We start from the raw sequence: 22,845 nt of genomic DNA, 5'->3' as shown, positions 1-22,845 counted from the left end.
TGATTACTGACCTCTTCGGGGTGTTGTCGGGTGGTGGGTGAGGTTGAAGCCGGTGCCTGTGAGGCAGCCGTCGATGAGTTCGGGATGACGCTGGATGCGACGCAGTTCGCGGCGTAAGACGCGTTCGAGGTGTTCGTGATCGGTGAAGGCGACGTTGGCCGGCGGGCCGCGTCGCAGCAGTGACCGCACCCCTTCCACCGGGTTCAGATCCGGTGCATAGGAGGGAAGTTGCACGATGGTGAGCCAGTCATGAGCAGCGGCGAACTGGCGCGTTCCGGCGGTCCGATGGGTGTTGAGATTGTCCCAGATCAAGACGATCGGGGCGCCGAGTTGCAGGTGGGCGCGCACGACCAAGTCGCGGTAGTCGCTCCAGATGAAGCTCTTGCGCCCTGAACCGGGATGCTTGCGGTGACGACAGGGCCGGTAGATTAGCCGCGATGTCTCGCCGGGCTTGTAGCAGCACAGGGCTGCGATCGAGAAGCGGCGCCAGGAACGTCCTCGCACCCGCACCACCGGCGTGTGCCCCGCCGGCTCCATGCCCGGGCGACGGACGGTGTCGCCCGGCCCCGGCCCCCGGTAAGGAACTGCCGTGATGAGCACGCCCGCCGAGCCGGCCGCCGCGTCGACCGGTCGGCGTGCGCCCGTGTTCCCCGGGCGCAGGCGGGCTGCGGTCAGCGGTGCGCTGATCGCCGCGTTCGGCGGCTTCGCGAGCTTCAATCTGCTGCTGTCCGCGATGCCGGCGTACGCGGTGCGGTGCGGCGCGGGCCCCTCGGGCGCCGGATTGCTCACTGCCGTCCTGATGGCGGCCACGCTGGGCGTCCAGCCCTTCACCCCGAGGCTCTTCGCCCGGCTCGGTCGACGGCTCTCGCTCGCTGTGAGCGGTGCGCTGCTCGCGCTGCCCTGCCTGGCCCTGCCGGCCGCCACGACGTTCACCGCCCTGACCGGCCTCGTGATTGTGCGCGGGCTGGGCTTCGGGGTCTTCGTCGTGGCCGGTGTCACCTTCACAGCCGAGCTGTTCCCGTCCGGCGAACGGGGGCGGGCCATCGGCTGGTACGGCGCCGTGGTCGGTGTCGCCGGCGTCCTCGGAGCCCCCGTGGGCATCGCTTTGGCTCGGCAGGAGGCGTACGCGCTCACCTTCGTCCTCGCGGCGGGCAGCGCCGCCCTGGTCGTGGTCGGCGCCCTCGGCTTTCCCCGGCGTGGAAGGACCGACCGCCCCGTCGGACCCCGGACCGCCCGGACGCGCGGCCCGCGGGAAACGGTGAAGGCGCTGCGCCCCATGACCGGCCTCCTGGCGGTGGAGATCGCCTCCACCACCGCCTACGGCGCGGTCTTCACCTTTTTGCCGCTGACCGCCCCGGCGGCGCCCGAGGCCCTGCTCGCCGCGCAGGTTTCCACCGTGCTCTTCCGGCTCGTGGGCGGCTGGTTCATCGACCGGTACGGCGGCCGACGGGTGCTGGTGCCGGCGGTCCTGGCCACCGTGCTCGGCACGGCCGCGGGCGCCGCGTCCCATCAGCCGGCTCTGCTGCTGTCCGGCGCAGCCCTGTTCGGGGCGGGCTTCGGCGCCGCCCAGAGCGCCACGCTGGTGCTGATCATGCAGGTGGCCGGTGACACGCCCGCAGGGCTGGGGCTGGCCGGAGTCGCGTGGAACATCGCCTTCGACGCCGGTACGGGTGTCGGTTCGCTCGTGGGCGGGCCCCTGCTCTCTCTCGGTGGGCCCTTCGCCCTCTTCCCGGCGACCGCCGCCGTCCTGGCCGCGTGCCTGCTGCTGGACCGGCGGCGAGCCCGCCCACCTGGTCGCGACTCCGGGAAGACATGAACGAGCGGCCTCTCGGCGTCGTCTGTTGCAGCTCCATGAACTCCTCCCGACGGCCCTGACCTGGCGGCGGGCCGACGGCGCAGGGTCGGCGGGATCGGAGGTTCACGACCGCAGACGCGCGTGAAGGCACGTATCACCGGGAGAGGTCGGGCCGGTCGGCTCGGCGTCGCGGGCCGCCGCCCGCCGCGGACCCGGGGTCGCGACGCCCGTGAGCGTCGGTTCTGCGTGCAGAGGGCGAAAACGGAATCGCTCCAGTCATTTTTCGGCCGAAGTGACTCCCTTCGGTCGCTGCCCCGGAAATTATCCGAAACCGCGCCCCCTTATTTGCATCCAGTAACGCGCCCGGCTTTCCGGTCTGGCCGAACGTCGAGGGGTGTAAGCGGATCAAAAGGGGCGTCGGGATCTGTTTTCGATGCTTCGCCTCGGCCATGTCCTTCGTGTACGTTCCGATTGCTCGCCGAGGCGGACCGACTTGTTTTGACCGGAGTCGTTCCCCAGCGGGGGACACCAATCCGCCAGTCGGGGTTCGGTGGTTCGGGAGCGGACCGAAAAGGCGGTGGCCGCTCGGAGGCGGCACACCGACGGGGAAGGGGGAGGCGTGAAAGGCATCGAAGCGCGGCTCTCCGCGCGAGCGCGGAATGCGTGTCGCCGATGTACCGGAGCGGCCTGAGCGCCGGCGGAGACCTCACGGTCGCGGGAAGCGCCCGAGTCGGACCGCTGGTGGGCGGCCGTTCACGCGGACTTCACGCGAAATCCGATCACTCTGACCTTCAGCGAATTCACCACGGGTCGTGCTGTGCCCTGTCCGTACTTTCCAGGGTGGCACGGCGACAAAGGGCGGCCGTGATCGATGCCTCAGGACATCGGTCACGTCGGCACGATGCCCAACGGTGATGCGCTCGAATTCACGAATTCTAGGTTCGAAGGATGATGGCGAAAACAACGCGGCCTCAGGAATTCTCTCTGTCGGACATGCTACGCGCGTCCATCCGTCTCCAGCCCGACCGGACCGCCGTCTCCTGCGGCGCGGAACGCCTGACGTTCCAGCAGCTCGGCGACCGCAGCGACGACTTGGCCGGCCATCTGCGGAACCTCGGTGTGACCAGGGACGGCCAGGTCGGCATCTTCATGGAACCGTCCGTCGACCTCATGGTCAGTGTCTGGGGTGTCCTGCACGCGGGCGGCGCCTATCTGCCGCTGTCGCCCGAGTACCCGGACGAGCGCGTGCGCTACATGATCGTGAACTCGGGAGCCGGGGTCATCCTGGCCGACGAGTCCCTGGTGTCCCGGCTGGCCACGATGACGCCCCCCACGACGAAGATCGTCACCCTCGCCGACGTGCGGACCTTACGGACGTCACGGCCGCATCCGCGGACCGCCCGGGCGAGCGCCCCCGCTCGGCCACGAGCGGACGATCTCGCGTATGTCATCTACACCTCTGGGAGCACGGGCAACCCGAAGGCCATCGGTATCGAGCATCACAGCATCGTCAGCCAGATGCGCTGGCTGGCCGATGAGCAGGGCCTGGACGCGCGCAGGACGGTGTTGCAAAAGACGCCGCTCAGCTTCGACGCGGCCCAGTGGGAGATCCTCGCACCGGCCTGCGGCAGCGGGGTGGTGATGAGCGAACCAGGCGTGTACGCCGACCCCGGCGGGCTCATCGACCTGATCACGACGAACGAGGTGACCACCCTCCAAGGGGTGCCGACCCTGCTCCAGGCGCTCGTCGACACCGGACGGCTCTCCCACTGCACTTCCCTCACCCACGTCTTCAGCGGCGGTGAGGCGCTCACCAAGAGCCTTGCGATCGAACTCCTCGACGCGTTACCCGACGGCGAACTCGTCAATCTGTACGGTCCCAGCGAGTGCACCATCAACGCGTCGGCCCACAGGATCGACCGGGAGAGCGTGCAGCACGGCCCGGACCACGTCAGCATCGGCCGGCCGGTGCGGGATCTGAGCTTCCACATCCTCGACGCCGCCCGTCGGCCCGTCGGCCCTGGTCGGTCGGGCGAACTCCATATCGCGGGCAGTCAGCTCGCCCGCGGATATCTGAACCGCCCCGACCTGACCGCCGAACGGTTTCTGCCCAACCCGTTCTCCACGGACCCCAGGTCCGCCCGCCTCTACCGCACCGGGGACCTGGCCCGCTGGAACGACGACGGCACCGTGCAGTTCCTCGGCCGCGTCGACAGCCAGGTGAAGCTGCGCGGCTTCCGCGTCGAACTGGACGAGATCAAGGTGGCCGTCGAGGCCCACGAGTGGGTCAAGCGTGCCGCCGTCCTGGTCCGCGACGACCCGCGACGGGGCGCCAACCTCATCGCGTTCATCGAACTGGACCCCGACCGCGCCGCGCTGATGGACCAGGGCAATCACGGAGCCCACCATCAGTCGAAGCGGAGCAAGCTCCAACTGCGGGCTCAGCTCGCCAATTTGGGGGTGCGTCAGGAAGCCGGGGCGCCGGTCGTCGACCTGCCGGGACGCACGCCCACGGACCGTCAGCGGCGCACGGTGTTCGCCCGCAAGACCTACCGGTTCTTCGAAGGCGGTGAGGTCACCAGGAACGACCTCCTGGACCTGCTGGCACGGCCGCCGGAGTCCACGGTGCCGCCCCGGCGGCCGTGCAGCCTGACCCGGTCCGAACTCGGCACCCTGCTGCGCTACTTCGGGCAGTTCGGCAGCGCCGAACGACTGCTGCCCAAGTACGGTTACGCCTCGCCCGGCGCCCTGTACGCCACCCAGCTGTATCTGGAACTGTCCGGCGTCGCGGACCTCGAACCGGGCTTCCACTACTACAACCCGGTCACCCATCAGCTCGTGCTCGTCAGCCCCGCTCCGGCAGCCGGACCGAGGCTGCGGATTCATCTCGTCGGGCGCCGGTCGGCCATCGAGCCGGTCTACCGCAACAACATCGGTGAAGTCCTGCGGTTCGAGGCCGGCCACATGATCGGCCTGTTCGACCGGGTGCTTCCCGAGTACGGCCTGCGGATCGGAGCCCGCGCGTCCACGCCGGGGATCAAGGACATCCTGGGGTGCCCCGACGAGGACGACCACCTGGCGACGTACGAGGTGGAGCCGTCCTCCGCCCGCGCCCTCGCCGGCCCGGTGGACACCTACGTACAGGCTCACCCGGGCCGTATCGCGGATCTGAGAGGCGGTCAGTACCGCTATACGGAAGGCGACTTGCAGCCCGTATCGGACGAATTGGTGCGCAAACGGCACGTCATCGCCATCAACCAGGAGGTCTACCAGCGCGCCGGCTTCGGCGTCAGCCTGATCGGCCGCGCCGCCGAACCGTGGCAGCGCTACGTCGACCTCGGCCGGGAACTGCAGCGCCTCCAGATGAACGACATCGGTCTGGGACTGATGTCGTCCGGCTACAGCTCGCAGACCGGCAACGACCTGCCCTCGGCCCGGCGCATCGCGGACATCGCGGGCCTTGGACCGGAAGCCGCCTCCTACTTCGCCCTCGGTGGCCGTGTCAGCGCGGAACAGCGGCTCGCCGAGGACATGAAGGAGGACTCCGTCCACTCACGCGGACCGGCCGAGATCGTCAAGGACAACCTCGCCGACTCGCTCCCCCCGTACATGGTGCCCAACCGGGTCACCGTGCTCGACTCCTTCCCACTGACCGTCAACGGAAAGATCGACCACCAGAGCCTGCGCGCTCTGGACGAGGCCGCCATGGAGGACACCGACACGCCGGTCGTCCCGCCCCGCACTCCCACCGAGGAGGCGATCGCCGCCCTGTGGCGCACGGTGCTGCGGCAGGAGAGGGTCTCGATCCGGGACAACTTCTTCGCCGCCGGCGGCCACTCGCTGACCGCGGTCAATCTGGTCGGACGGATCAACCGGGAGCTGGGCAGCTCCCTGCCGCTCCAGGTGCTGTTCGACTCACCGACCATCGCCGAGCTGGCCAGACGCGTCGACCGCGAGCCCGGAACCGCCCTGCCCAGGCTGGTGCGGTTGCGTGGCGGAGACGGCCCGAGGCCCGTCTTCTGCTGGCCCGGTCTCGGCGGCTACCCGATGAGCCTGCGGCTCCTGGCCGGCAGGCTGGAGGAGGACCGGCCGTTCCTCGGTGTCCAGGCCCATGGCATCAACGCGGGGGAGAGCGCGTACCCGACGTTCGAGGAGACCGTCGCCAGGGACATCGACCTCGTCCGGCGCGCCCAGCCGGACGGCCCGTACACGCTGTGGGGCTATTCCTTCGGGGCCCGGATCGCGTTCGAAGCCGCCCACCGGCTGGAGCGTGCGGGCGAACAGGTCGACGAGGTGATCCTCATCGCGCCGGGCAAGCCGCCGGTGGAGGCCCACCGCAGGTCACCCACCGGCACGGCGGCCGTCTTCTCCGACCCCACCTTCGTGTCGATCCTCTACTCGGTGTTCGCCGGGAACCTCGAAAGGGGGGCCGTGGACTCCTGTCTGGCCGCGACGCACGACGAGAAGTCGTTCATCGCGTTCGTCCTCGGCCGGTTCGAGTACCTGGACGTCGAGCTGGTGCGCCGGATCGTCGGCGTGGTGCGCCGCACCTTCCTGTTCGAGTACGCGCCGCACGAACTGGCCGAACGCAGCGTCGCGGCGCCGGTCACCGTGCTCACCGCCCGGGGCGACCAAACCTCCTTCATCGAGACCGGCCGCTTCCCGACGAGGACACCGCCCCGCATCGACCGGCTGGAGGCCGACCACTACGGCCTGCTCCGCGCCCACGGGATCGACGAACTCGTCACCGCCGTCCAGTCCGCACGACTCCCCAGAAAGGTCATCGGAGTGCCTCACGTGAACATCAAGCATTTCCCGAACAACCTGGAGGACCACCAGATCTCGGCCCTCGTCGAGGCCATCACCAAGGCGGTCCGGACCGCCTTCTCGGTGGACGAGGGCGCCGTGTCGATCGCCCTCGAACCGGTGGCCCAGGACGTATGGAACGAGCGGGTCTACCTCCCGGAGATCACCGAGGGCACCGGACAGCTGATCAAGGTCCCGAACTACTGAGCCCGGCCGCCACGACCGAGAGGCCAGGGGGAACCGGGCCATGAAACACGGAGGACCGCATGCGTAGGACGATGGCCAGGGCGAGGGAAGACCTGTCCGTGATCGTCGCGCGAGACCCGTCGATCCGCAGCCGCGCGGAGGCGCTGCTGCACCCCGCGCTCCCCGCGCTGTGGACCCACCGGCTGGCGCATGTCCTGTACACCCGTGGACACCGTCAGATCGCACGCCTCCTGGCCTACCTGGCCCGCGCGGCGACCGGCGGCATCGAGATCCATCCGGGCGCGCGCCTCGGGCGTCGTGTGTTCATCGACCACGGCGCCGCCGTGGTCGTCGGGGAGACCGCCGAGATCGGCGACGACGTGACGCTCTATCACCAGGTCACGCTCGGCGCGGTCGGCTGGTGGCGCGACGGCAGGCGTGAGCCCGGGACCCGCCGCCACCCCGTCGTCGGCGACCGGGCGGTGATCGGCACCGGCGCCATCGTGCTCGGCCCGGTCACCGTCGGCGCCGACGTGCTGGTCGGCGCCGGTTCCCTCGTGCTGAGCGACGTGCCCCCAGGAGCCCGCGTGATGGCCCCCACGGCCGCGATCGTGCTCCGGCCCCGTACCGAGGAACGAGAGAACCGCGAGGACCGGGGGAACGGCACCGACCGCAAGGACCAGGAGAACCACGAGGACCAAGGGAACGGCACGGACCGCGAAGACCTTGAGGACGCCGACCGGCTGCTGCGCGCCCTCGCCACCTCCGGCTGCTGGTGACACCCGCCCGTCCCCGTCCGTCGTATCCCAGCCGACCGTGTGTCGGCACGCCATCGGAGGCATACGTGATTCATGTCGGCGTTCTGGAGAGCAACCTCTCCGGATCCGGCTTCGAGGGCCTGCAGATCATCAAGGAACTCGACTGCCGTGTCACCTTCTTCACCCGCGACCTCGACCGCTATCTCGAAGTACCCGGCGGTCCGGCCTACTTCGACAACTACGTCGACGACATCGTCCACTGCGAGACGAACGTCCTCGACGAACTCCTGCCGCACGTACGGGCGGCCGGCGCCGAGCATCCCTTCGACGCCTTCCTGACCCTGGCCGAGTACGACGTCGTCGTGGCCGCCGAGGTGGCGGTCCTGCTCGGACTTCCCACCGTGAGCGTCGAGGGGGTCGCGATCGCCCGCAACAAGGCGCTCATGCGCAGGCGTTGCGCCGAACGCGGAGTTCCCATGCCTGCCTTCCGCACCGTCCGGACCCCGGCCGAGGCGGAAGCGGCCGCGACCGCGATAGGTCTGCCGGTCGTGGTGAAACCGGCTGATGAGACCAGCAGCGCCGATGTCCGGCTGGTGGAGAGCGCGGCCCAGGCCGCCGAGCACGTCCGGCTGATCCGCACCAGGGTGGAGAACACCCGGGGCCAGAGCCGGTACCACGAGCTGATGGTCGAGGAGTACGTCAGCGGTCCCGAGGTCAGTGTGGAGGTACTGGCCGAGGGCGACCGGTACGAGGTGTTCGGGGTGACCGACAAGTCGGTGGGCGGCCTCGGCTACTTCGTCGAGCTGGGCCACAGCTTCCCCTCCAGCCTGCCCGATCCGGTCGTACGCGCCTGCGGGGACCTGGCCGTGCAGGCGCTGCGCGCGGTCGGGTTCGACCTGGGCATGGCCCATGTCGAGATCAAGGTGACGTCCTTTGGGCCCAAGCTCATCGAGATCAACCCGCGCCCGGCGGGCGGCAAGATCACCTACCTGGTCGACCGTGCCCTCGGTATCCGCTCGCTGGAGCTGGTGGCCAGGCAGTACCTGGGCCAACCGCTGCCGGACCGCGTCGTGCCGCAAGCGCCGGTCGCCGGGAGCGCCATCCGCTATCTGACCGCCCAGCCCGGCCGCGTGGTGTCCCTCGGCGGTCAGGACCGGGCCGCCGCGCTGCCCGGTGTGGAGGAGGTCGTCCTCAAGGTGAAGCCGGGCGACGAGGTGCGCGAGCTGCGCCGCAACGGTGACCGGACCGGGCATGTGCTGGTGGTGGCCGAGACCGCCCAGCTCGCCGCGCGGACCGCCGAGGCCGCCGCCAAGGAGATCAGTGTTCGCACCGAACCGGTCGGCCGGCGTCCGGTCGCCGACTCGCTCGTCGAACTGATCGGCGGTACGCCCCTGTTGAGGCTGCCACTGGACCGGATCCTGGACGGCGTACCCGTCGACACCACCGTGCTGGCGAAGCTGGAGTCGTTCAACCCCTGGTCCAGCAGCAAGGACCGGGCCGCGCTGTCGATGCTGCGCGGAGCCGAGGAACGCGGACAGCTCGTCCCGGGCGACGGCACCGTGATCGAGGCGACCTCGGGCAACACCGGCATCTCCCTGGCCGCGCTGGCGGCGGCCCGCGGCTACCGCTGCCTCATCGTGCTGCCGGACAACGCGACCCAGGAACGCGTCTCCATCCTGCTGTCGCTCGGCGCCGAGGTGGTGCGGACCCCGCACACCGGCGGATACCAGGCGGCGGTCGACAGGGCCGAGGAGATCCACCGCGCCACCCCCGGATCGTGGTTCTGCCGCCAGCACGACAACCCCGACAACACCCGGGCCCACTACGAGTCGACCGGTCCGGAGATCTGGTCCGACACCGAGGGACGGATCGACGTCTTCGTCGGCGGGGTCGGCACCGGTGGCACCCTCAGCGGCGCGGGCCGCTACCTCCGCGAGCGCCATCCCGGCCTTCGCATCGTGGCGGTGGAGCCGGCCGGGTCGCCGCTGCTGTCCCGCGGTGAGGCCGGAACCCACGGCATCCCCGGATTCAACGGAGGCTTCGTCGCGCCGACCACGGAACGGGAACTCATCGACGAGGTGATCGCCGTCTCCGACTTCGACGCGCTGGACACCACCCGGCGGCTCGCCCTGCGCACGGGCCTCATGGTCGGGGTGTCGGCCGGCGCGGTCGTGCACGCCTCCGCTGTCGTGGCCGCCCGTCCGGAGTACCGGGGCAAGCGCGTCGTGACCCTGCTGCCCGACACGGGCGAGCGGTATCTGAGCCTGCTGAGCCGCGCCACCGAGCCCGCGACGGCCGGGGCGGCCGGCGGCGGTGCCCGATGACGGCCGTGCCGCCCCCCGGCGAACGTCCCCGTCTGCTGATGGTGATGCCCTACCGCCAGTTCGTCCGCAAGGCACAGACGGCCGGGTTCTGGGTCGCTGCGATCTGGGACCCGCGTCTGGAGTCGCCGGAGTACCTCGACGACGTACGCGCACTCGCGGATCTGTACGTGACGGCCGACTTCCGGGACGAGGAGGCGCTGCGCCGCACCGTCCGCGCGGTCGCGCTGGAGCACGACGCTTCGCTGATCTACCACATCGGCAGGGAGGAGACGATGGTCAGCGCCTACGAGGTGGCCGAGGAACTGCGCGCGGAGCTCAATCCGGCCGCGGCGATCCGCGTGCTCGCCGACAAGCACGCGATGCGCGAACTGCTGGCCAAGCGCGGGCTGTCCCCGGTGGCCTTCGTGGCCGCGCCGACCCGCCGCGAGGTGCCTGACGCGGTGCGGCGGATCGGTTTTCCCGCGGTGGTCAAACCGGCCGCGCTCGCCGGCAGCCGAGGCGTCTACCTGTGGCGGGAGCCCGCCGACCAGGTGCCGTGGACGGCGCTGCTCGACCAGTACGGCTACGACGGCCCGTTCCTCGTCGAGGAGTACCTGCGCGGTCCCGAGTACAGCGTGGAGACGCTCAGCCAAGACGGCCGGCACCAGGTCGTGGGCATCACCGGGAAACTGCTCGGTCCGCCACCGCTGTTCGTGGAGACCGGGCACGTCCACCCGGCGCCCCTGCCCGAGGACCGCCGCCGCGCCGTCGAGGATCTGACCGAGCAGTTCCTCACCGCCTGCGGATACCGGTTCGGCCCCGCGCACACCGAGGTGATCTGGACGCCGCGGGGCCCGCGCATCGTCGAGTCGCAGGCCCGGCTCGGCGGTGACCGGATACCAAGGCTTATCGAGCTGGCCACCGGGCTGGACATCGAACAGGCCGTCTTCGCCGCCCTGAAGGGCGCACCGGTGAAACCCCCGACCCCGACGGCGGCGGCGGCCGTACGGTTCTTCACCCTCCCGCCCGGTCATGTCGACGCGATCCGCGGCCTGGAGACGGTCGAGGCGCTCGGCCATGTCGACGAACTGAGCCTGCGGCTGAGCCCCGGGGACACCGTGCCGGAGGTCCGCGACTCCAAGAGCAGACACGGGCACGTCATCGTCTCCGGCGCCTCGCCCGAGGAGGCACAGGCCCGCTGTGCGGAGGCGCTCGCCGCCATCGAGGTCGTCATCGACGGAACGCCCGTACGGGCCGACGGCCGGACCGGGGCCCTCGGGGCACCCGCCTGAGCGTCGTCGGCCGTTCGTCCCCCCATGAAGAAAGGCAGTCCCATGCAGTGCTCCGCCCCATCAACCAGGAGGTCACCGTGACCGCCCCCGACACGGACGCCCAGGTGCTGTTCGTGGGTTACAACGCGGCCTACCTGCGCGCGATCGACGGGAGGATCCCCGGCGGGTCCGTCGTGGTGATCGAGGAACCCGACATCATCCGCAAGCGGGAACTGCGGGACGCGGCGGCGCGTTTCGACTGCCTGGACCGGATCGTCCCGGCGCGCTACCAGCAGTCGGCCGAGGCCCTCGACCTGGCGGTCGAACTCTCGGCGGCACGACCGGTGGCCGCCGTCGTCCCGGCACTGGAGTACGCGGTGCCGGCCGCGGCCGCCCTGGCCGCCAAGCTCGGCCTGCCCGGAGCCGGCGAGAGGGCCGCGCAGGCGCTGCGGGACAAGGTCAGACTGCGCGAGGCAGCGGCCGCCGGTGGCGTCCGCAACCCGCGTTGGCGTGAGGTGCACGGACCCGAGGACATCCTCGGCTTCGCCGGTACCGGGCCGGTGGTGGTCAAACCGGCGAACCGGCAGGCGAGCGTCGGCGTGCAGCTGCTGGACTCGGTCGATGCCACCACCGCGGCGCAGGCGTGGGAGCGCACCTCGTCGGCGGCCGAGTACGAGCAGGTGCCCGACCGGCCGCTGCAGTGGCGGTTCCTGGCCGAAGAACGCCTGGAAGGACCCGAGTTCAGCGTCGAGGCGCTGGTGCGGGAGGGCGAGGTCGTCTTCGAGAACATCACGGCCAAGACGGTGATCCCGGGACCGTATCCGGTCGAGCTCGGCCATCTGCTGCCCGCGCCGCTGGACCCAGACACCCGGACCGCGTTCGGGACGGCCCTGCGGGCGCTGATCGCGGCCGTCGGCTTCGGGACCGGCATCCTGCACGCCGAGTGGATCCTCACCGAGTCCGGACCGACGCTGGTCGAATGCGCCGGCCGCTGCCCCGGCGACCATCTGATCGACCTCGTCGACCTGGCCTACGACACCACGATCAGGCTGACCCTCATCGACCTGCTGGCCGGCCGCCCTGTCGAGCTGCCCCGAACCTCGAGCCGGACCGCGTCGATCCGCTTCCTGGCCGCAGGGCCGGGCACGGTGACCGGGGTCGCCGGACAGGACTCCGCGAAGACACTGCCCGGCGTACGGGCCGTGGAGGTGGACGTCGAGGCGGGCCAGGAGGTACGGCCCTGGGCGTCCTCATGGGACCGGGCCGGGCACGTCATCGCCACCGGGCCGGACGCGGACACCGCACACCGGCACGTCCTGGACGCCGTCGCCGCCATCCGTATCGCAACCGAGTGAGGGATCAGATGTCTGCTCTGTGGCAGCGCGTCCGCGGACTGCGCGGATCCGTGCCCGGCGGTCCGGTCGGCAGACGGCTGGCCGTGATGGCGATGATCGACGCGGTCGGAACCGGCGCCTTCCTGGCCGTGTCCGTCCCCTTCGTCACCAGGTCGGTCCACCTGTCCGAGCACAACCTCGGCTTCGGCCTGGGGCTGTCCGCCGCCATCGCCCTCGGCACGGCGATCCCCATCGGGATCCTGGCCGACCGCATCGGCCCGAAGAAGGTCCTGGTCGGGGTGAGCCTGTGGCGCTCCGTCTGCTTCGTGGTGTATCCGTTCGTCCAAAACCTCTGGCAGTTCCTGACCGTGGTGTGCCTGCTCGGCCTCGTCGACAAGGCGGCGGCGCCGATGGAGCAGGCCCTGGTCGGGCAGGCGGTGCCGACCACGGAACGGGTCAAGGTCGTCGCGATCCTCCGGTCGATGCGCAACGTCGGCTTCACCGTCGGCGCCCTGCTGGGCGGTGTCGGGCTGCTGATCGACACCCGAACCGGCTACGGCGTGATCCTCCTGCTCAACGCCGCCTCGTTCGCGGTGCTCGCGACCCTGGCGTCCCGGCTGCCGCTGCTCAACGCGCCGACGGGGAACCTTCGGCGGAGGTTCTCGGTGAATGTGCTGCGCGACGGCTCGTTCCTCTCGTTCGCCGGGATCAACGCGGTTCTCACCATGCACATGACGCTGTTGAGCATCGGGATACCGCTGTGGATCGTGGGGCACACGAACGTCTCGGCCGCGCTGATCTCCCCGCTCGTCGCGGTCAACACCGTACTGGCGGTGCTCCTCCAGGTGCGCGCGAGCCGGGGCACCGACGACATCCAGGGCGCGGCACGTGCTCTGGTACGCGCCGGTCTCTCCCTCGCGGTGTGCTGTCTGCTGCTCGTCACGGCACCGGGACTGCCGGTCGTCCTGGCGGTCGGCGCGCTGTTGCTGGCCATGATCGCGCTGACGGGCGGCGAGTTGTGGCAGTCCGCCGGAGGCTGGGGCGGCTCGTATCTGCTCGCGGTGCCCGGCCAGGAGGGCGTCTACCTCTCGGTATTCTGGCTCGGGGTGGCCGTGCAGCAGATCGCGGCACCGATCGTGGTCAGCCTGGTCGTCACGGCCGGCACCACGGGATGGGTGGCACTGGCCGCGCTGTTCGCCGCGAGCGGCCTCGCGGCTCCCGCGATCGGCCGGTGGGCACAGGCGCAGGCGGCGCGGCGACCGCAGCAGGATCCGAGCCTGGCCGAGGCCACCTGACGCGTCGGCCGTACGAGCCGGCCGTCGAAACCACCCGATGCACCACGACCCGATGCAGTACCACCCGATGCAACACCACCTGATTCGAGACCACTTGATTCGGCAGCACCCGAATCGACAACACCCAAGGAGAGAAAGTGTCTGTTCCGCTGTACGTGCCGCCGGGCGGGGGAGAGTTCGTCGACATCCGGGACACGAAGAGGACGTATCTCAAGCTCACCACACCGGACTCCGACGGGGAGTTCGGATTCTTCGAGCATCACATGGCTCCCGAAGCCAGCGGCGCCAGTCCGCATGTGCACAAGAAGTCCACGGAGATGTTCTACGTGGTGCGCGGTGAGATCGAGTTCACCATCGGCGACCGCAAGGTGGTGGGTGAGCCGGGTGCTTTCGCCTACGTGCCCAAGGGCGAGCCGCACGGTTTCACGAACCGGGGCAAGGAGGACGCCACCCTGCTGATCATGTTCTACCCGATCTACGACCGCGAGGACTATTTCCGCGGTCTGGGGCGCCTCACGGCGGGCGGCCGCAACCCGAGCCTGGAGGAACTTCAGGAACACATGGCGAAGTACGACCAGTTCATGGTCTGATCCGCGCGATCGTCCGCACACACCCCGGGCCCGGCAGCGAGTCACGCTGCCGGGCCCGGGTGTCTTCGGCCTTCTCAGCCGGCCGCGTCGATCCCGCTCCGGAAGCGCAGGTGCAATTCCTTCACCTGCTGGGCCAGTTCCGGGACCGGCCCGGCGATCTCCAGGCCGGGTACGACGTCCCGGATGGACAAGGGGCTCAGGGGCGAGGTGACGGGCACACCCCATTCGGCCTTCCAGTCCCGTGCCTGGCGGGAGGAACTCGCGTACACGATGCGGCCCAGTCCGACCCACCCGTGCGCGGCCGCGCACATCGGGCAGTGCTCGCCCGAGGTGTACACGGTGGCCGTGGCCCGTTCCTCGGGGTCGAGGTGGGTCGCGGCCCAGCGGGCGAGTTCGAACTCCGGATGCCGGGTGGGGTCCCCGGTGCTGGACTCGCGATTGCGGTCCTCGGCAAGGACCTTGCCGTCCGCGTCGGCCAGCAGGGAGCCGAACGGCCAGTCGCCGGCGTCCACCGCCTCGGCCGCCAGGTCCACGCAGCGGCGGAGATGGACCAGGTCGGCTTCGCTGACGGCGGAGGAAGGGCCGGTTTCGCCGTGGTCGGTGCTGTCGCTGCCGTTGTGGTGCGGGCCGCGGTCGTCGAGGGTCACTGTGGCTCCGTCTCTGTGGGGTGTGGGGCTATGCCAGGTTCGCGGCCACGGTGGCCAGCGCCTGCCATGCCACTTCGGGCCTGAGGGTCTCGTCCGGGTCGCCGTTGTAGGGGTCGAGGACCACCGTGGTGGCGCCCGAGAGGCGCAACTGCTCGATGTCCTGCAGGACTTGGTCGAGGGTGCCTTCGCCGGCGCGGCGATCGGGATGGTCGACCGGCTTGTCCGTGAGCCGGAGAAGGATGCGGGGCGCCGATTCGGGTGCCGGCTGCCCGAGTTCGGCCGCGATGTTCCCCAGACGGTCCAGCGCGTCACGGAACCACGGCATGGTGAACCGCAGTGGATGCCACGGCAGACCGAGCCGGGCCGCCCGGCGCAGCCCCGCGTCGCTGTTGCCGCCGATCCAGACCGGAATCCGCCCGCTCCCGTAGTCGGCCTCGTCGGCCCACGCGGTTCTCAGGGTGTTCAGATATTCGTCGGTCAGTGCGCCCCGCCGTTCGAAGGGGACGCCGAGCGCCGCGAATTCCTCCCGGGCCCAGCCGACACCGACGCCGAGGACGAGCCGCCCGCCGGAGAGCTGATCCAGGTTGGCCGCCATTCTGGCGACCAGCAGAGGATGCCGGTAGGGCGCGATGAGAACCGTGGTGCCCAGTTTGACCCGGGTCGTTAAACCGGCGAGCCAGGAGAGCGTCGTAAAAGGATCGTAGAACGGGGCGGGATACTGTTTCGCGACATCCGGTGTGATCGCCACATGGTCGGAGACCATCAATAGGTCGAAGCCGAGACCTTCCACCGTCTTGGCCCAGCGGGCGAGGGTTTCCGGATTGGTGCCAGGTCCGAAATTCGGGACGTTAACGCCTATCTGCATGGTTCAACACTAGCAACTGGGCGCCCCCGTCGGGTGGTTGGTTCCGGCGCCCTCCCGCCGCATTTCGTGGTTTTGCGGGCCTCTTTCGCTCCCGCACGAAGGAGGTCCGTTCCCGTGCAATATGATTGCAATCTGATGGAACGTCAGATTGCGATCATATTGCTTGTCGCGAGCAGAACTTGTCGTTCCTCCGACCGGAGATCTACGGTGAGCGCGAGCTACGAGTTCCGGTGATCAAGCCCTGGCTGGCCGGATGGCAACCCTCGGCGCAGTGGGGTGCCCCAGGTGAAGGCTCGGCGGATGTTTCTGTTCTGCAAGTGCGTTCCCACCGGCCCGACGGCCGGCGACACCCCTGGGGAGGACGGCGTGGCAACCGGCCTCGTGCTGTGCTCCCGGCGCCATGTGGATCTGCTGCTGGTGTGCAGCTGTCTCTGTCACCGCTGACCCACTTGTTCTTCACGCTCCTCCCGTCCCCACCCTTCACGCGACAGCGTGCGCCCGGCTCGCCCCTGCCTGCCGCGGCCCCTTCGCGCACCCACTCACGCGGAAGCAGAGACCAGCCATGGCGCAGCACAACACCACCAGACCCCTCCGGGCCCTCGGCGCGATATCCCTCGGCACGGTGTTCCTGGCGGCCCTGACCGGCTGCACGAGCAGCAGGAGTTCCACCGGGACCGGGGAGGCGGCGATCACCGTCGGCACGACCGACCAGGTGACCGCCCTGGACCCGGCGGGCTCCTGGGACGCGGGCTCCGGCACCATCGAGAGCGAGGTCTACGCGACCCTGCTCAGCGTCAAGAACGGCGCCACGAAGGTCTCCCCGGACCTGGCGAAGGGGATCGAGCCGACCGGTCCCAAGGAGTACACCGTCACGCTGAAGAAAGACCTGAGGTTTGCCAACGGTCACCGACTGACGTCCTCCGACGTCAAGTTCAGCTTCGACCGCACGGTGAGGATCGCCGACGAGAACGGCCCCTCCTCCCTCCTGTACGACCTCGACTCCGTCGCCGCCCCGGCACCGGACAAGGTCGTCTTCACCCTCAAGTCGGCCGACGACACACTGTTTCCCCAGGTGCTGTCCACCGCCGCGGGCTACATCGTCGACGAGCAGGTCTTCCCCCCGGACAAGATCCTGGACGACAAGGCGATCGTCGCGGGCAAACCCTGGAACGGCCCCTACGGCGTGCGCAGTTACGACAAGAACTCACTGGTCTCCTTCACCGCCAACAGCGCCTACGGCGGCGCTCTGGGCGCCGCGCGGACCCGGAACATCCAGCTGAAGTACTACACCGACGCGAGCAACCTGAAGCTCGACGTCCAGCAGGGCACCGTCGACGCCGTCTACCGCACCCTCACCACCGCCGACCTCGACGACCTGTCCACGAAGAAGGACGTCAAGGTCCACACCGGCTCGGGCAACGGCATCCGCTACATCGTCTTCGACTTCAGGACCCAGCCGTACGGCACCAGGACCAAGAAGCCCGACAAGGCCAAGGCGCTGGCCGTGCGGCAGGCCGTCGCCGACTCCGTCGACCGGGCCCAACTCGCCCGACAGGTCTACAAGAACAGCTATCAGCCGCTGTACACCTCCGTGCCCGACGGACTCACCGGCGCCACCGCCTCCTTCAAGTCGCTCTACGGCGACGAGAAGGGCGGCCCGGACAAGGCCGCCGCCGCCGCGCGTCTCAAAGCGGCGAAGGTGACCACCCCGGTCACGCTCAACCTCCAGTACAACAGCGACCACTACGGTTCCTCCTCGGCCGACGAGTACGCGCTCCTCAAGACCCAGCTCGAAGCCACAGGACTGTTCACGGTGAACCTCCAGTCCACCGAGTGGACCCAGTACGGCAAGGACCGCGTCAAGCACCTCTACCCGCTCTACCAGTTGGGCTGGTACGCCGACTATCTGGACGCGGACAACTACCTCTCGCCCTTCTACTCCGCCAACAGCTGGGTCGCCAACGACTACTCCGACCCCGCCGTCCGCGAACTGATCAAGAAGGAGGAGACGGAGACCGACACGACCGAGCGCACCGAACTGCTGAAGCGGGCACAGGACAAGGCCGCGGCCTCGGTACCCCTGCTGCCGCTGCTCCAGGGCTCGACCGCGATCGTCACCCGTAGCGACGTCAGCGGTGTACCCGACGAACTGAGCAGCGCGTACCAGTTCCGCTGGGCCGGGCTCGCGAAGAAGTGAGCACCCCGACCCAGGAGATCCCCGACGCCGCTCCGGCCGACGCCACCGCCCCGGCCGGCGGCGCCGCGGGGTACGGACTCACCCGCTACCTGGTGGTCCGCTTCCTCCTCATCGTCCCCACCGTGCTCATCCTGGTCAGCCTCGTCTTCTTCCTGATGCGCGCCACCGGCGACCCGATCAGCGCCGCCTTCGGCGACCGCCTCACCCCGGACCAGCTTCAGGCCAAGCTGCACCAGGCAGGCTACGACCGGCCGTTGCTCACCCAATACCTCGACTACCTGAAGTCCCTGGCCACCGGGGACTTCGGGCACACCGTCACCGACAACCAGCCGGTGACACACGTACTGGGCACCTACGGCGCCGCCACCGCAGAACTCGCCTTCGACGCACTCGTCGTGGCCCTCCTGGTGGGTGTCCCCCTGGGCATGGTGGCGGCCGTCCACCGGGACCGCGCGCCCGACGCGGTGCTGCGGCTGTTCGCCGTCCTGACCTACGCCACCCCCGTGTTCTTCGCGGGACTGCTGCTGAAACTGGTCTTCGCGATCCGGCTCGGCTGGCTTCCCGCGTCCGGCCGGGCGAGCACCGACGTCCAGCTCTTCCTCCAGGACCAGACCAGCACGACGGGGTTCTACCTCGTCGACGCCCTGCGCAGCGGCGACGGGAGGGCCGTCACCGACGTCCTGAAGCACGCGGCACTGCCCGCGCTGGCGCTGGGCCTGCTCGTCGCCGGCATCGTCCTGAGGCTGGTCCGCACCAACCTGATCGGCACCCTCTCCGCCGACTACGTGGACGCCGCCAGATCCCGTGGTGTGGCACCCCTTCGCCTGGTCACCCGGCACGCCGCCCGGCCCGCCCTGATCCCCGTCGTCACCGTCCTCGGACTCCAGGTCGCCGGTCTGCTCGGCGGAGCGGTGCTCACGGAGACCACCTTCGAGTGGAAGGGGCTCGGCTATGAACTCGCCCACTACCTGACGGTCCGTGACTTCCCCGCCGTGCAGGGCATCGTGGCCCTGTTCGCCGTCGTCGTGGCGGTGACGAACTTCCTCGTCGACATCGTCGCGGCCCTCATCGATCCCCGAGTGAGGTACTGAGCCGTGGCCCAGATTCTCCTCCACCGGCGGACGCGGCTGTCGGCACGCCTGCGCGAGCGGCTGAGCACCGGCGGCGCGGTGCAGCGCGCCATGCTGCTCACCGGCACGGTCCTGACGGCACTGTTCGTCCTCGCGGCCCTGGCCGGCCCGCTGCTCGCCCCGTACGGCTACGCCCAACTCCAGGACGGATCGGGGCTGTTCGGATCACAGCAGCACCCCAGCGGAGCGCATCCGCTCGGCACCACCATCGCGGGGTACGACGTGCTGTCCCGCACGCTGTGGGGCGCCAGGACCGCCCTGGAGATCATTCTCGCGGCTCTGTCGCTGTCGGTGATCCCGGGCACCGTCCTGGGGCTGGCCTCCGGATACCTCGGCGGCCGCCTGGACCGGTCACTGGTCGGGCTGGCCGACGCACTCTACGCGTTCCCACCGCTGCTGCTCGCCATCGTCATGTCGATCGTGATCAGCGGCGGCCGGTCGAGTCTCGTCGGAGGCCTCGGCGCGGCGGCCTGCTCGGTCGCCGTGGCCTTCGTACCGCAGTACTTCCGTGTCGTACGGGCCGAGGTGATCCGGGTGAAAGCGGAACCCTTCGTGGACGCGGCCCGCGTGATCGGCACCGGAACCTGGCGGATCATGGTCCGGCACGTGCTGCGCAACTCGCTGCGCACCCTCCCACTGATCCTCACCATCAACGCCTCCGAGGCCATCCTCACCCTCGCCGGGCTCGGCTTCCTCGGCTTCGGCATCGAGCCCAACTCGGCAGCCGAATGGGGATACGACCTCAACCGCTCGGTGGCCGACGTCACTTCGGGGCTGTGGTGGACCGCAATCCCGCCCGGCCTGGCCATCGTGCTCACCGTGCTCGGCACCACCCTGCTCGGCGAGAGCCTCACCGACCTGGCCGACCCCCGGCTTCGGCGGCGGGGCGCGGCGAGGGTCCCCACGGCCAAGGACGGTGGCACGGACGATGACTGACCTGCTGCGCATCGAGGACCTACGGGTCACCTTCGCCACCGATTCCGGTCCGGCCCCCGCGGTGAAGGGGGTGAGCCTCGCCGTCGCTCCCGGGGAGGTGCTGGCCCTGGTCGGCGAGAGCGGCAGCGGCAAGACCGTGACCGCCAGGTCGGTCCTCGGCCTGCTGCCCGCCACCGCGACGGCCCAGGGCCGAGTGCTGCTCGGCGACGGCACCACCGACCCGGTCGAGGACGTGCTCGGCGCGTCCCCCGCCCGTCTGCGCGAACTGCGCGGCACACGCGCCGCGATGGTGTTCCAGGAACCGTCCACGGCCCTGAACCCGGTCTTCACCATCGGCTGGCAGCTCGCCGAGGGACTGCGCGCCCACGGCCACGGCGGCAACCGGGCCGAACGCCGCGCCGTGGCCGTCGACTGGCTCGGCAAGGTCGGCATCCCGGACCCGGCCACGCGCGTGGACCACTACCCGCACCAGTTGTCCGGCGGTCAGAAGCAACGGGCCGTCATCGCCATGGCCCTCGCCCTCGGAACCGGGCTCATCGTGGCGGACGAGCCCACCACAGCACTGGACGTCACCGTCCAGGCGGAGATCCTGGAACTGCTGCACCGCTGCCGCACCGACTTCGGCACCGCCGTGCTCCTCATCACCCACAACATGGGCGTGGTCGCCGACCTGGCGGACCGGGTGGCGGTGATGAGTGAGGGCGAGGTGGTCGAACAGGCCCCGGTCCGCACGCTGTTCGCACAGCCACACCATGCCCGTACCCGGGAACTGCTCGCCGCCGTACCGGTGTTCGGCACGGGAGACGGTGCGCGGACGGCCCTCGCGAACAACCTGCCGCCGGTCCGACAGGCCACCGGACCGGTCGCGAACCACCCGGGATCCGCCGCGCCGCCGGTCGTACGGGCCGCCGGACTGGTCGTGGACCACCCGGGGAGGCTGGGGAGGAAGGGCTTCCGGGCGGTCGACGGCGTGAGCTTCACGATCGAGCCGGGCGAGGTGCTCGCACTGGTGGGGGAGAGCGGCAGCGGCAAGACCACCATCGGTCGGGCCATCGCCGGCCTGACGCCCGTGACCGGCGGTGAACTCGACGTCTTCGGAACGCCGTTGACAACTAGACGACGCGCCCGTAGCCGGTCGGGCCACATCGGCTACGTCTTCCAGGACCCCGCGGCCAGCTTCAACCCGCTGCTGACCGTCGCCGACAGTGTCGCGGAACCCCTCCTCGTCCACCGACGCGAACTGACGGCGGCGGAGGTCCGCGCCGAGACCGAGACGCTGCTGGAATCCGTGCACCTGCCTCGCGCCTACGCCGGCCGCTACCCCCATGAACTCAGTGGCGGCCAGCGGCAACGGGCCGCCCTGGCCCGCGCGCTCGCCCTGCGGCCCCCGCTGCTCATCGCGGACGAACCCACCTCGGCCCTTGACGTGTCCGTCCAGGCGAAGGTGCTCGACCTCTTCGCCGAACTGCACCAGGAGCTGGGCTTCGCGGCGCTGTTCATCAGCCACGATCTGGCGGTGGTCGAGCGGGTCGCCGATCGTGTCGCCGTCCTGCACCGCGGCCGGATCGCCGCGTACGGTTCGACGGCCGAGGTGCTGGGCAGTCCTCGGGACGACTACACCAGGCGGCTCGTCGCCGCCCTGCCCGTTCCCGACCCGGCCCGGCAGAGCCGCCGCCGGCACCTGACCACCGACGACCCCGAGATGTCCGACACCCTGGCCGACCCCGACCACCCCGCGACGGTGAGCCGACGATGAGACGCGCACGATGGGCCGATGCCCTCGCCCGATGGGCCCCGGGCCTGCTGGCGGTGGGATGCCTGCTGTCCGGATGCCCGCTGCCCGGGCCGCCGGCCCACCAGGAGGAGCCGGAACCGGCCCCGGAGCCGAGCGGCCGACCGCCCTCCTGGCACCCGGAATCCTGCGCCACGCACATCCCGCCGACGGACGTGGAACGGGAGCTGTGGTCCGCCCTGAGTCCCGAGCCCCTGCGGACGCGCACATGAAGCCGGCCGCGAGACCTTGAGCCTCTTCCAACCTCATGTTGATGCGCGGTGAAGGACGAAGGCAGCCTTCACCACGTCGGTGATCCGGTCGAACGGCAGCAGCGTGCCGCCCAGCCAGGTGCCCAGGGCGGCCTGGTCGAGTGTGTCGCCATCGATGCGGGCGAGCAGGTGGGCCAGCGTGCAGGTGCATGGGATGCCCCAGGTCAGGCAGTCCGCTGCCAAGATGCAGGCTGACGGCCTGGCGCGCATTCTGGTAGGGGGATGCGGAGACAATTATGGGCCTTGGCCTGCGGTCTTCGCTGGGCTCGGAGGTCAGATTTAGGACGAGTCCAACTACCAGACTGACAAGTTCGTTCACGGACTTTGGTGTTGCAGGAGAACTGGGGTGCTCACGCACCGGCGAGTTCCTGGGGCCGCAGGCCTCCTCACCTCTATGAGCAGTCCGTACCTCTGATCGGAGAATCATGAGCGACAGAGTGGCGTACTTCTTCAAGGCGGACCGGTACGTGCGGTACAACATCGACGACGACACTGTGGACGTTGGTCCTGTAGAGATTGCTAAGTTCTGGACTGCGCTCCCGGCCGAATTCCAGGAGGACCTTGACGCTGCCGTCAACTGGGGAGACGGGCATGCGTACTTCTTCAAGGCGGACCGGTACGTGCGGTACAACATCGACGACGACACTGTGGACGTTGGTCCTGTAGAGATTGCTAAGTTCTGGACTGCG

At 69.8% G+C, this 22,845-nt stretch carries 18 protein-coding genes, 1 pseudogene and 1 riboswitch; of the genes and pseudogenes, 15 read left to right on the top strand and 4 right to left on the bottom strand.

Features of this window, described 5'->3' with window-relative positions:
* Nucleotides 1-3: 3 nt before the first annotated feature.
* Nucleotides 4-537 carry a transposase gene (locus ACH4S8_RS42255; protein WP_398404139.1) on the bottom strand — a complete coding sequence of 178 codons (534 nt, stop codon included), beginning with the start codon at nucleotides 535-537 and terminating at the stop codon, nucleotides 4-6.
* 55 nt (nucleotides 538-592) lie between these two features.
* Between ACH4S8_RS42255 and ACH4S8_RS42250 the strand changes: the two genes are divergently transcribed.
* The 9 genes and pseudogenes from ACH4S8_RS42250 (at nucleotide 593) to ACH4S8_RS42210 (ending at nucleotide 14,338) form a co-directional block, all read left to right on the top strand.
* Complete coding sequence (locus ACH4S8_RS42250) at nucleotides 593-1,816, top strand: MFS transporter (protein ID WP_398404137.1); 1,224 nt, start codon at nucleotides 593-595, stop codon at nucleotides 1,814-1,816.
* A 972-nt stretch (nucleotides 1,817-2,788) separates the two neighbouring features.
* Nucleotides 2,789-6,808 carry an amino acid adenylation domain-containing protein gene (locus ACH4S8_RS42245; protein WP_398404135.1) on the top strand — a complete coding sequence of 1,340 codons (4,020 nt, stop codon included), beginning with the start codon at nucleotides 2,789-2,791 and terminating at the stop codon, nucleotides 6,806-6,808.
* A gap of 59 nt (nucleotides 6,809-6,867) precedes the next feature.
* Nucleotides 6,868-7,566: a serine O-acetyltransferase EpsC gene (gene epsC / locus ACH4S8_RS42240; RefSeq protein ID WP_398404133.1), complete on the top strand. Its 699-nt coding sequence runs from the start codon at nucleotides 6,868-6,870 to the stop codon at nucleotides 7,564-7,566.
* Nucleotides 7,563-8,516 (top strand): annotated as a pseudogene (locus tag ACH4S8_RS42235) (acetyl-CoA carboxylase biotin carboxylase subunit family protein); the annotation flags it as partial. The gene epsC and the pseudogene ACH4S8_RS42235, both read left to right, overlap by 4 nt.
* A 57-nt stretch (nucleotides 8,517-8,573) precedes the next feature.
* Entirely contained in the window at nucleotides 8,574-9,869 is a 1,296-nt protein-coding gene (locus tag ACH4S8_RS42230; RefSeq protein WP_398404187.1) for a pyridoxal-phosphate dependent enzyme, read from the top strand.
* Nucleotides 9,870-9,913: 44 nt separating this feature from the next.
* Nucleotides 9,914-11,140, top strand: a complete 1,227-nt coding sequence (locus tag ACH4S8_RS42225) for an ATP-grasp domain-containing protein (protein ID WP_398404131.1) — start codon at nucleotides 9,914-9,916, stop codon at nucleotides 11,138-11,140.
* A 77-nt stretch (nucleotides 11,141-11,217) separates the two neighbouring features.
* Complete coding sequence (locus ACH4S8_RS42220) at nucleotides 11,218-12,474, top strand: ATP-grasp domain-containing protein (RefSeq protein ID WP_398404129.1); 1,257 nt, start codon at nucleotides 11,218-11,220, stop codon at nucleotides 12,472-12,474.
* An 8-nt stretch (nucleotides 12,475-12,482) separates the two neighbouring features.
* Nucleotides 12,483-13,748, top strand: coding sequence for an MFS transporter (locus tag ACH4S8_RS42215; RefSeq protein ID WP_398404127.1), 1,266 nt, complete (start codon nucleotides 12,483-12,485; stop codon nucleotides 13,746-13,748).
* A gap of 137 nt (nucleotides 13,749-13,885) precedes the next feature.
* Nucleotides 13,886-14,338, top strand: a complete 453-nt coding sequence (locus ACH4S8_RS42210; protein WP_398404125.1) for a cupin domain-containing protein — start codon at nucleotides 13,886-13,888, stop codon at nucleotides 14,336-14,338.
* A 74-nt stretch (nucleotides 14,339-14,412) separates the two neighbouring features.
* On the opposite strand, the gene ACH4S8_RS42205 is transcribed toward ACH4S8_RS42210, so the two are convergent.
* Nucleotides 14,413-14,892: a nucleoside deaminase gene (locus ACH4S8_RS42205; RefSeq protein ID WP_398404185.1), complete on the bottom strand. Its 480-nt coding sequence runs from the start codon at nucleotides 14,890-14,892 to the stop codon at nucleotides 14,413-14,415.
* Between the two features lie 121 nt (nucleotides 14,893-15,013).
* Entirely contained in the window at nucleotides 15,014-15,850 is an 837-nt protein-coding gene (locus ACH4S8_RS42200) for an LLM class flavin-dependent oxidoreductase (RefSeq protein ID WP_398404123.1), read from the bottom strand.
* Nucleotides 15,851-16,066: 216 nt separating this feature from the next.
* Nucleotides 16,067-16,176, top strand: a riboswitch (SAM riboswitch).
* Between the two features lie 236 nt (nucleotides 16,177-16,412).
* Here ACH4S8_RS42200 and ACH4S8_RS42195 point away from each other — a divergent pair.
* From ACH4S8_RS42195 to ACH4S8_RS42175, 5 genes are read left to right on the top strand one after another with little or no spacing between them, the layout of a single operon-like run.
* Complete coding sequence (locus ACH4S8_RS42195) at nucleotides 16,413-18,047, top strand: ABC transporter substrate-binding protein (RefSeq protein WP_398404121.1); 1,635 nt, start codon at nucleotides 16,413-16,415, stop codon at nucleotides 18,045-18,047.
* Nucleotides 18,044-19,138, top strand: a complete 1,095-nt coding sequence (locus tag ACH4S8_RS42190; RefSeq protein ID WP_398404119.1) for an ABC transporter permease — start codon at nucleotides 18,044-18,046, stop codon at nucleotides 19,136-19,138. Before ACH4S8_RS42195 ends, ACH4S8_RS42190 begins: the two co-directional genes overlap by 4 nt.
* 3 nt (nucleotides 19,139-19,141) lie before the next feature.
* Nucleotides 19,142-20,113, top strand: coding sequence for an ABC transporter permease (locus tag ACH4S8_RS42185; protein ID WP_398404117.1), 972 nt, complete (start codon nucleotides 19,142-19,144; stop codon nucleotides 20,111-20,113).
* Nucleotides 20,106-21,869, top strand: a complete 1,764-nt coding sequence (locus ACH4S8_RS42180; RefSeq protein WP_398404115.1) for a dipeptide ABC transporter ATP-binding protein — start codon at nucleotides 20,106-20,108, stop codon at nucleotides 21,867-21,869. Before ACH4S8_RS42185 ends, ACH4S8_RS42180 begins: the two co-directional genes overlap by 8 nt.
* Nucleotides 21,866-22,117 (top strand): DUF6059 family protein, encoded by a 252-nt coding sequence (locus tag ACH4S8_RS42175; protein ID WP_398404113.1) that lies wholly within the window; start codon nucleotides 21,866-21,868, stop codon nucleotides 22,115-22,117. Before ACH4S8_RS42180 ends, ACH4S8_RS42175 begins: the two co-directional genes overlap by 4 nt.
* A 33-nt stretch (nucleotides 22,118-22,150) precedes the next feature.
* Here the strand turns inward: ACH4S8_RS42175 and ACH4S8_RS42170 are convergent, their stop codons facing one another.
* Nucleotides 22,151-22,339: a hypothetical protein gene (locus tag ACH4S8_RS42170; protein WP_398404111.1), complete on the bottom strand. Its 189-nt coding sequence runs from the start codon at nucleotides 22,337-22,339 to the stop codon at nucleotides 22,151-22,153.
* Nucleotides 22,340-22,581: 242 nt separating this feature from the next.
* On the opposite strand from ACH4S8_RS42170, the gene ACH4S8_RS42165 reads away from it, so the two are divergent.
* On the top strand, nucleotides 22,582-22,845 hold a 264-nt coding region (locus tag ACH4S8_RS42165; protein WP_398404109.1), incomplete at its 3' end, for a hemopexin repeat-containing protein.

This window comes from Streptomyces sp. NPDC021080, assembly GCF_044333225.1.
Taxonomy (GTDB): Bacteria; Actinomycetota; Actinomycetes; order Streptomycetales; family Streptomycetaceae; genus Streptomyces.
This window is presented reverse-complemented; position numbering and strand designations above follow the sequence as displayed.

Coding starts and splice junctions, on each gene's coding strand:
- ACH4S8_RS42255 (WP_398404139.1), bottom strand. CDS start 537: ATGGAGCCGGCGGGGCACACGCCGGTGGTGCGGGTGCGAGGACGTTCC.
- ACH4S8_RS42250 (WP_398404137.1), top strand. CDS start 593: ATGAGCACGCCCGCCGAGCCGGCCGCCGCGTCGACCGGTCGGCGTGCG.
- ACH4S8_RS42245 (WP_398404135.1), top strand. CDS start 2,789: ATGCTACGCGCGTCCATCCGTCTCCAGCCCGACCGGACCGCCGTCTCC.
- epsC (WP_398404133.1), top strand. CDS start 6,868: ATGCGTAGGACGATGGCCAGGGCGAGGGAAGACCTGTCCGTGATCGTC.
- ACH4S8_RS42225 (WP_398404131.1), top strand. CDS start 9,914: ATGCCCTACCGCCAGTTCGTCCGCAAGGCACAGACGGCCGGGTTCTGG.
- ACH4S8_RS42215 (WP_398404127.1), top strand. CDS start 12,483: ATGTCTGCTCTGTGGCAGCGCGTCCGCGGACTGCGCGGATCCGTGCCC.
- ACH4S8_RS42200 (WP_398404123.1), bottom strand. CDS start 15,850: ATGCAGATAGGCGTTAACGTCCCGAATTTCGGACCTGGCACCAATCCG.
- ACH4S8_RS42195 (WP_398404121.1), top strand. CDS start 16,413: ATGGCGCAGCACAACACCACCAGACCCCTCCGGGCCCTCGGCGCGATA.
- ACH4S8_RS42180 (WP_398404115.1), top strand. CDS start 20,106: ATGACTGACCTGCTGCGCATCGAGGACCTACGGGTCACCTTCGCCACC.
- ACH4S8_RS42175 (WP_398404113.1), top strand. CDS start 21,866: ATGAGACGCGCACGATGGGCCGATGCCCTCGCCCGATGGGCCCCGGGC.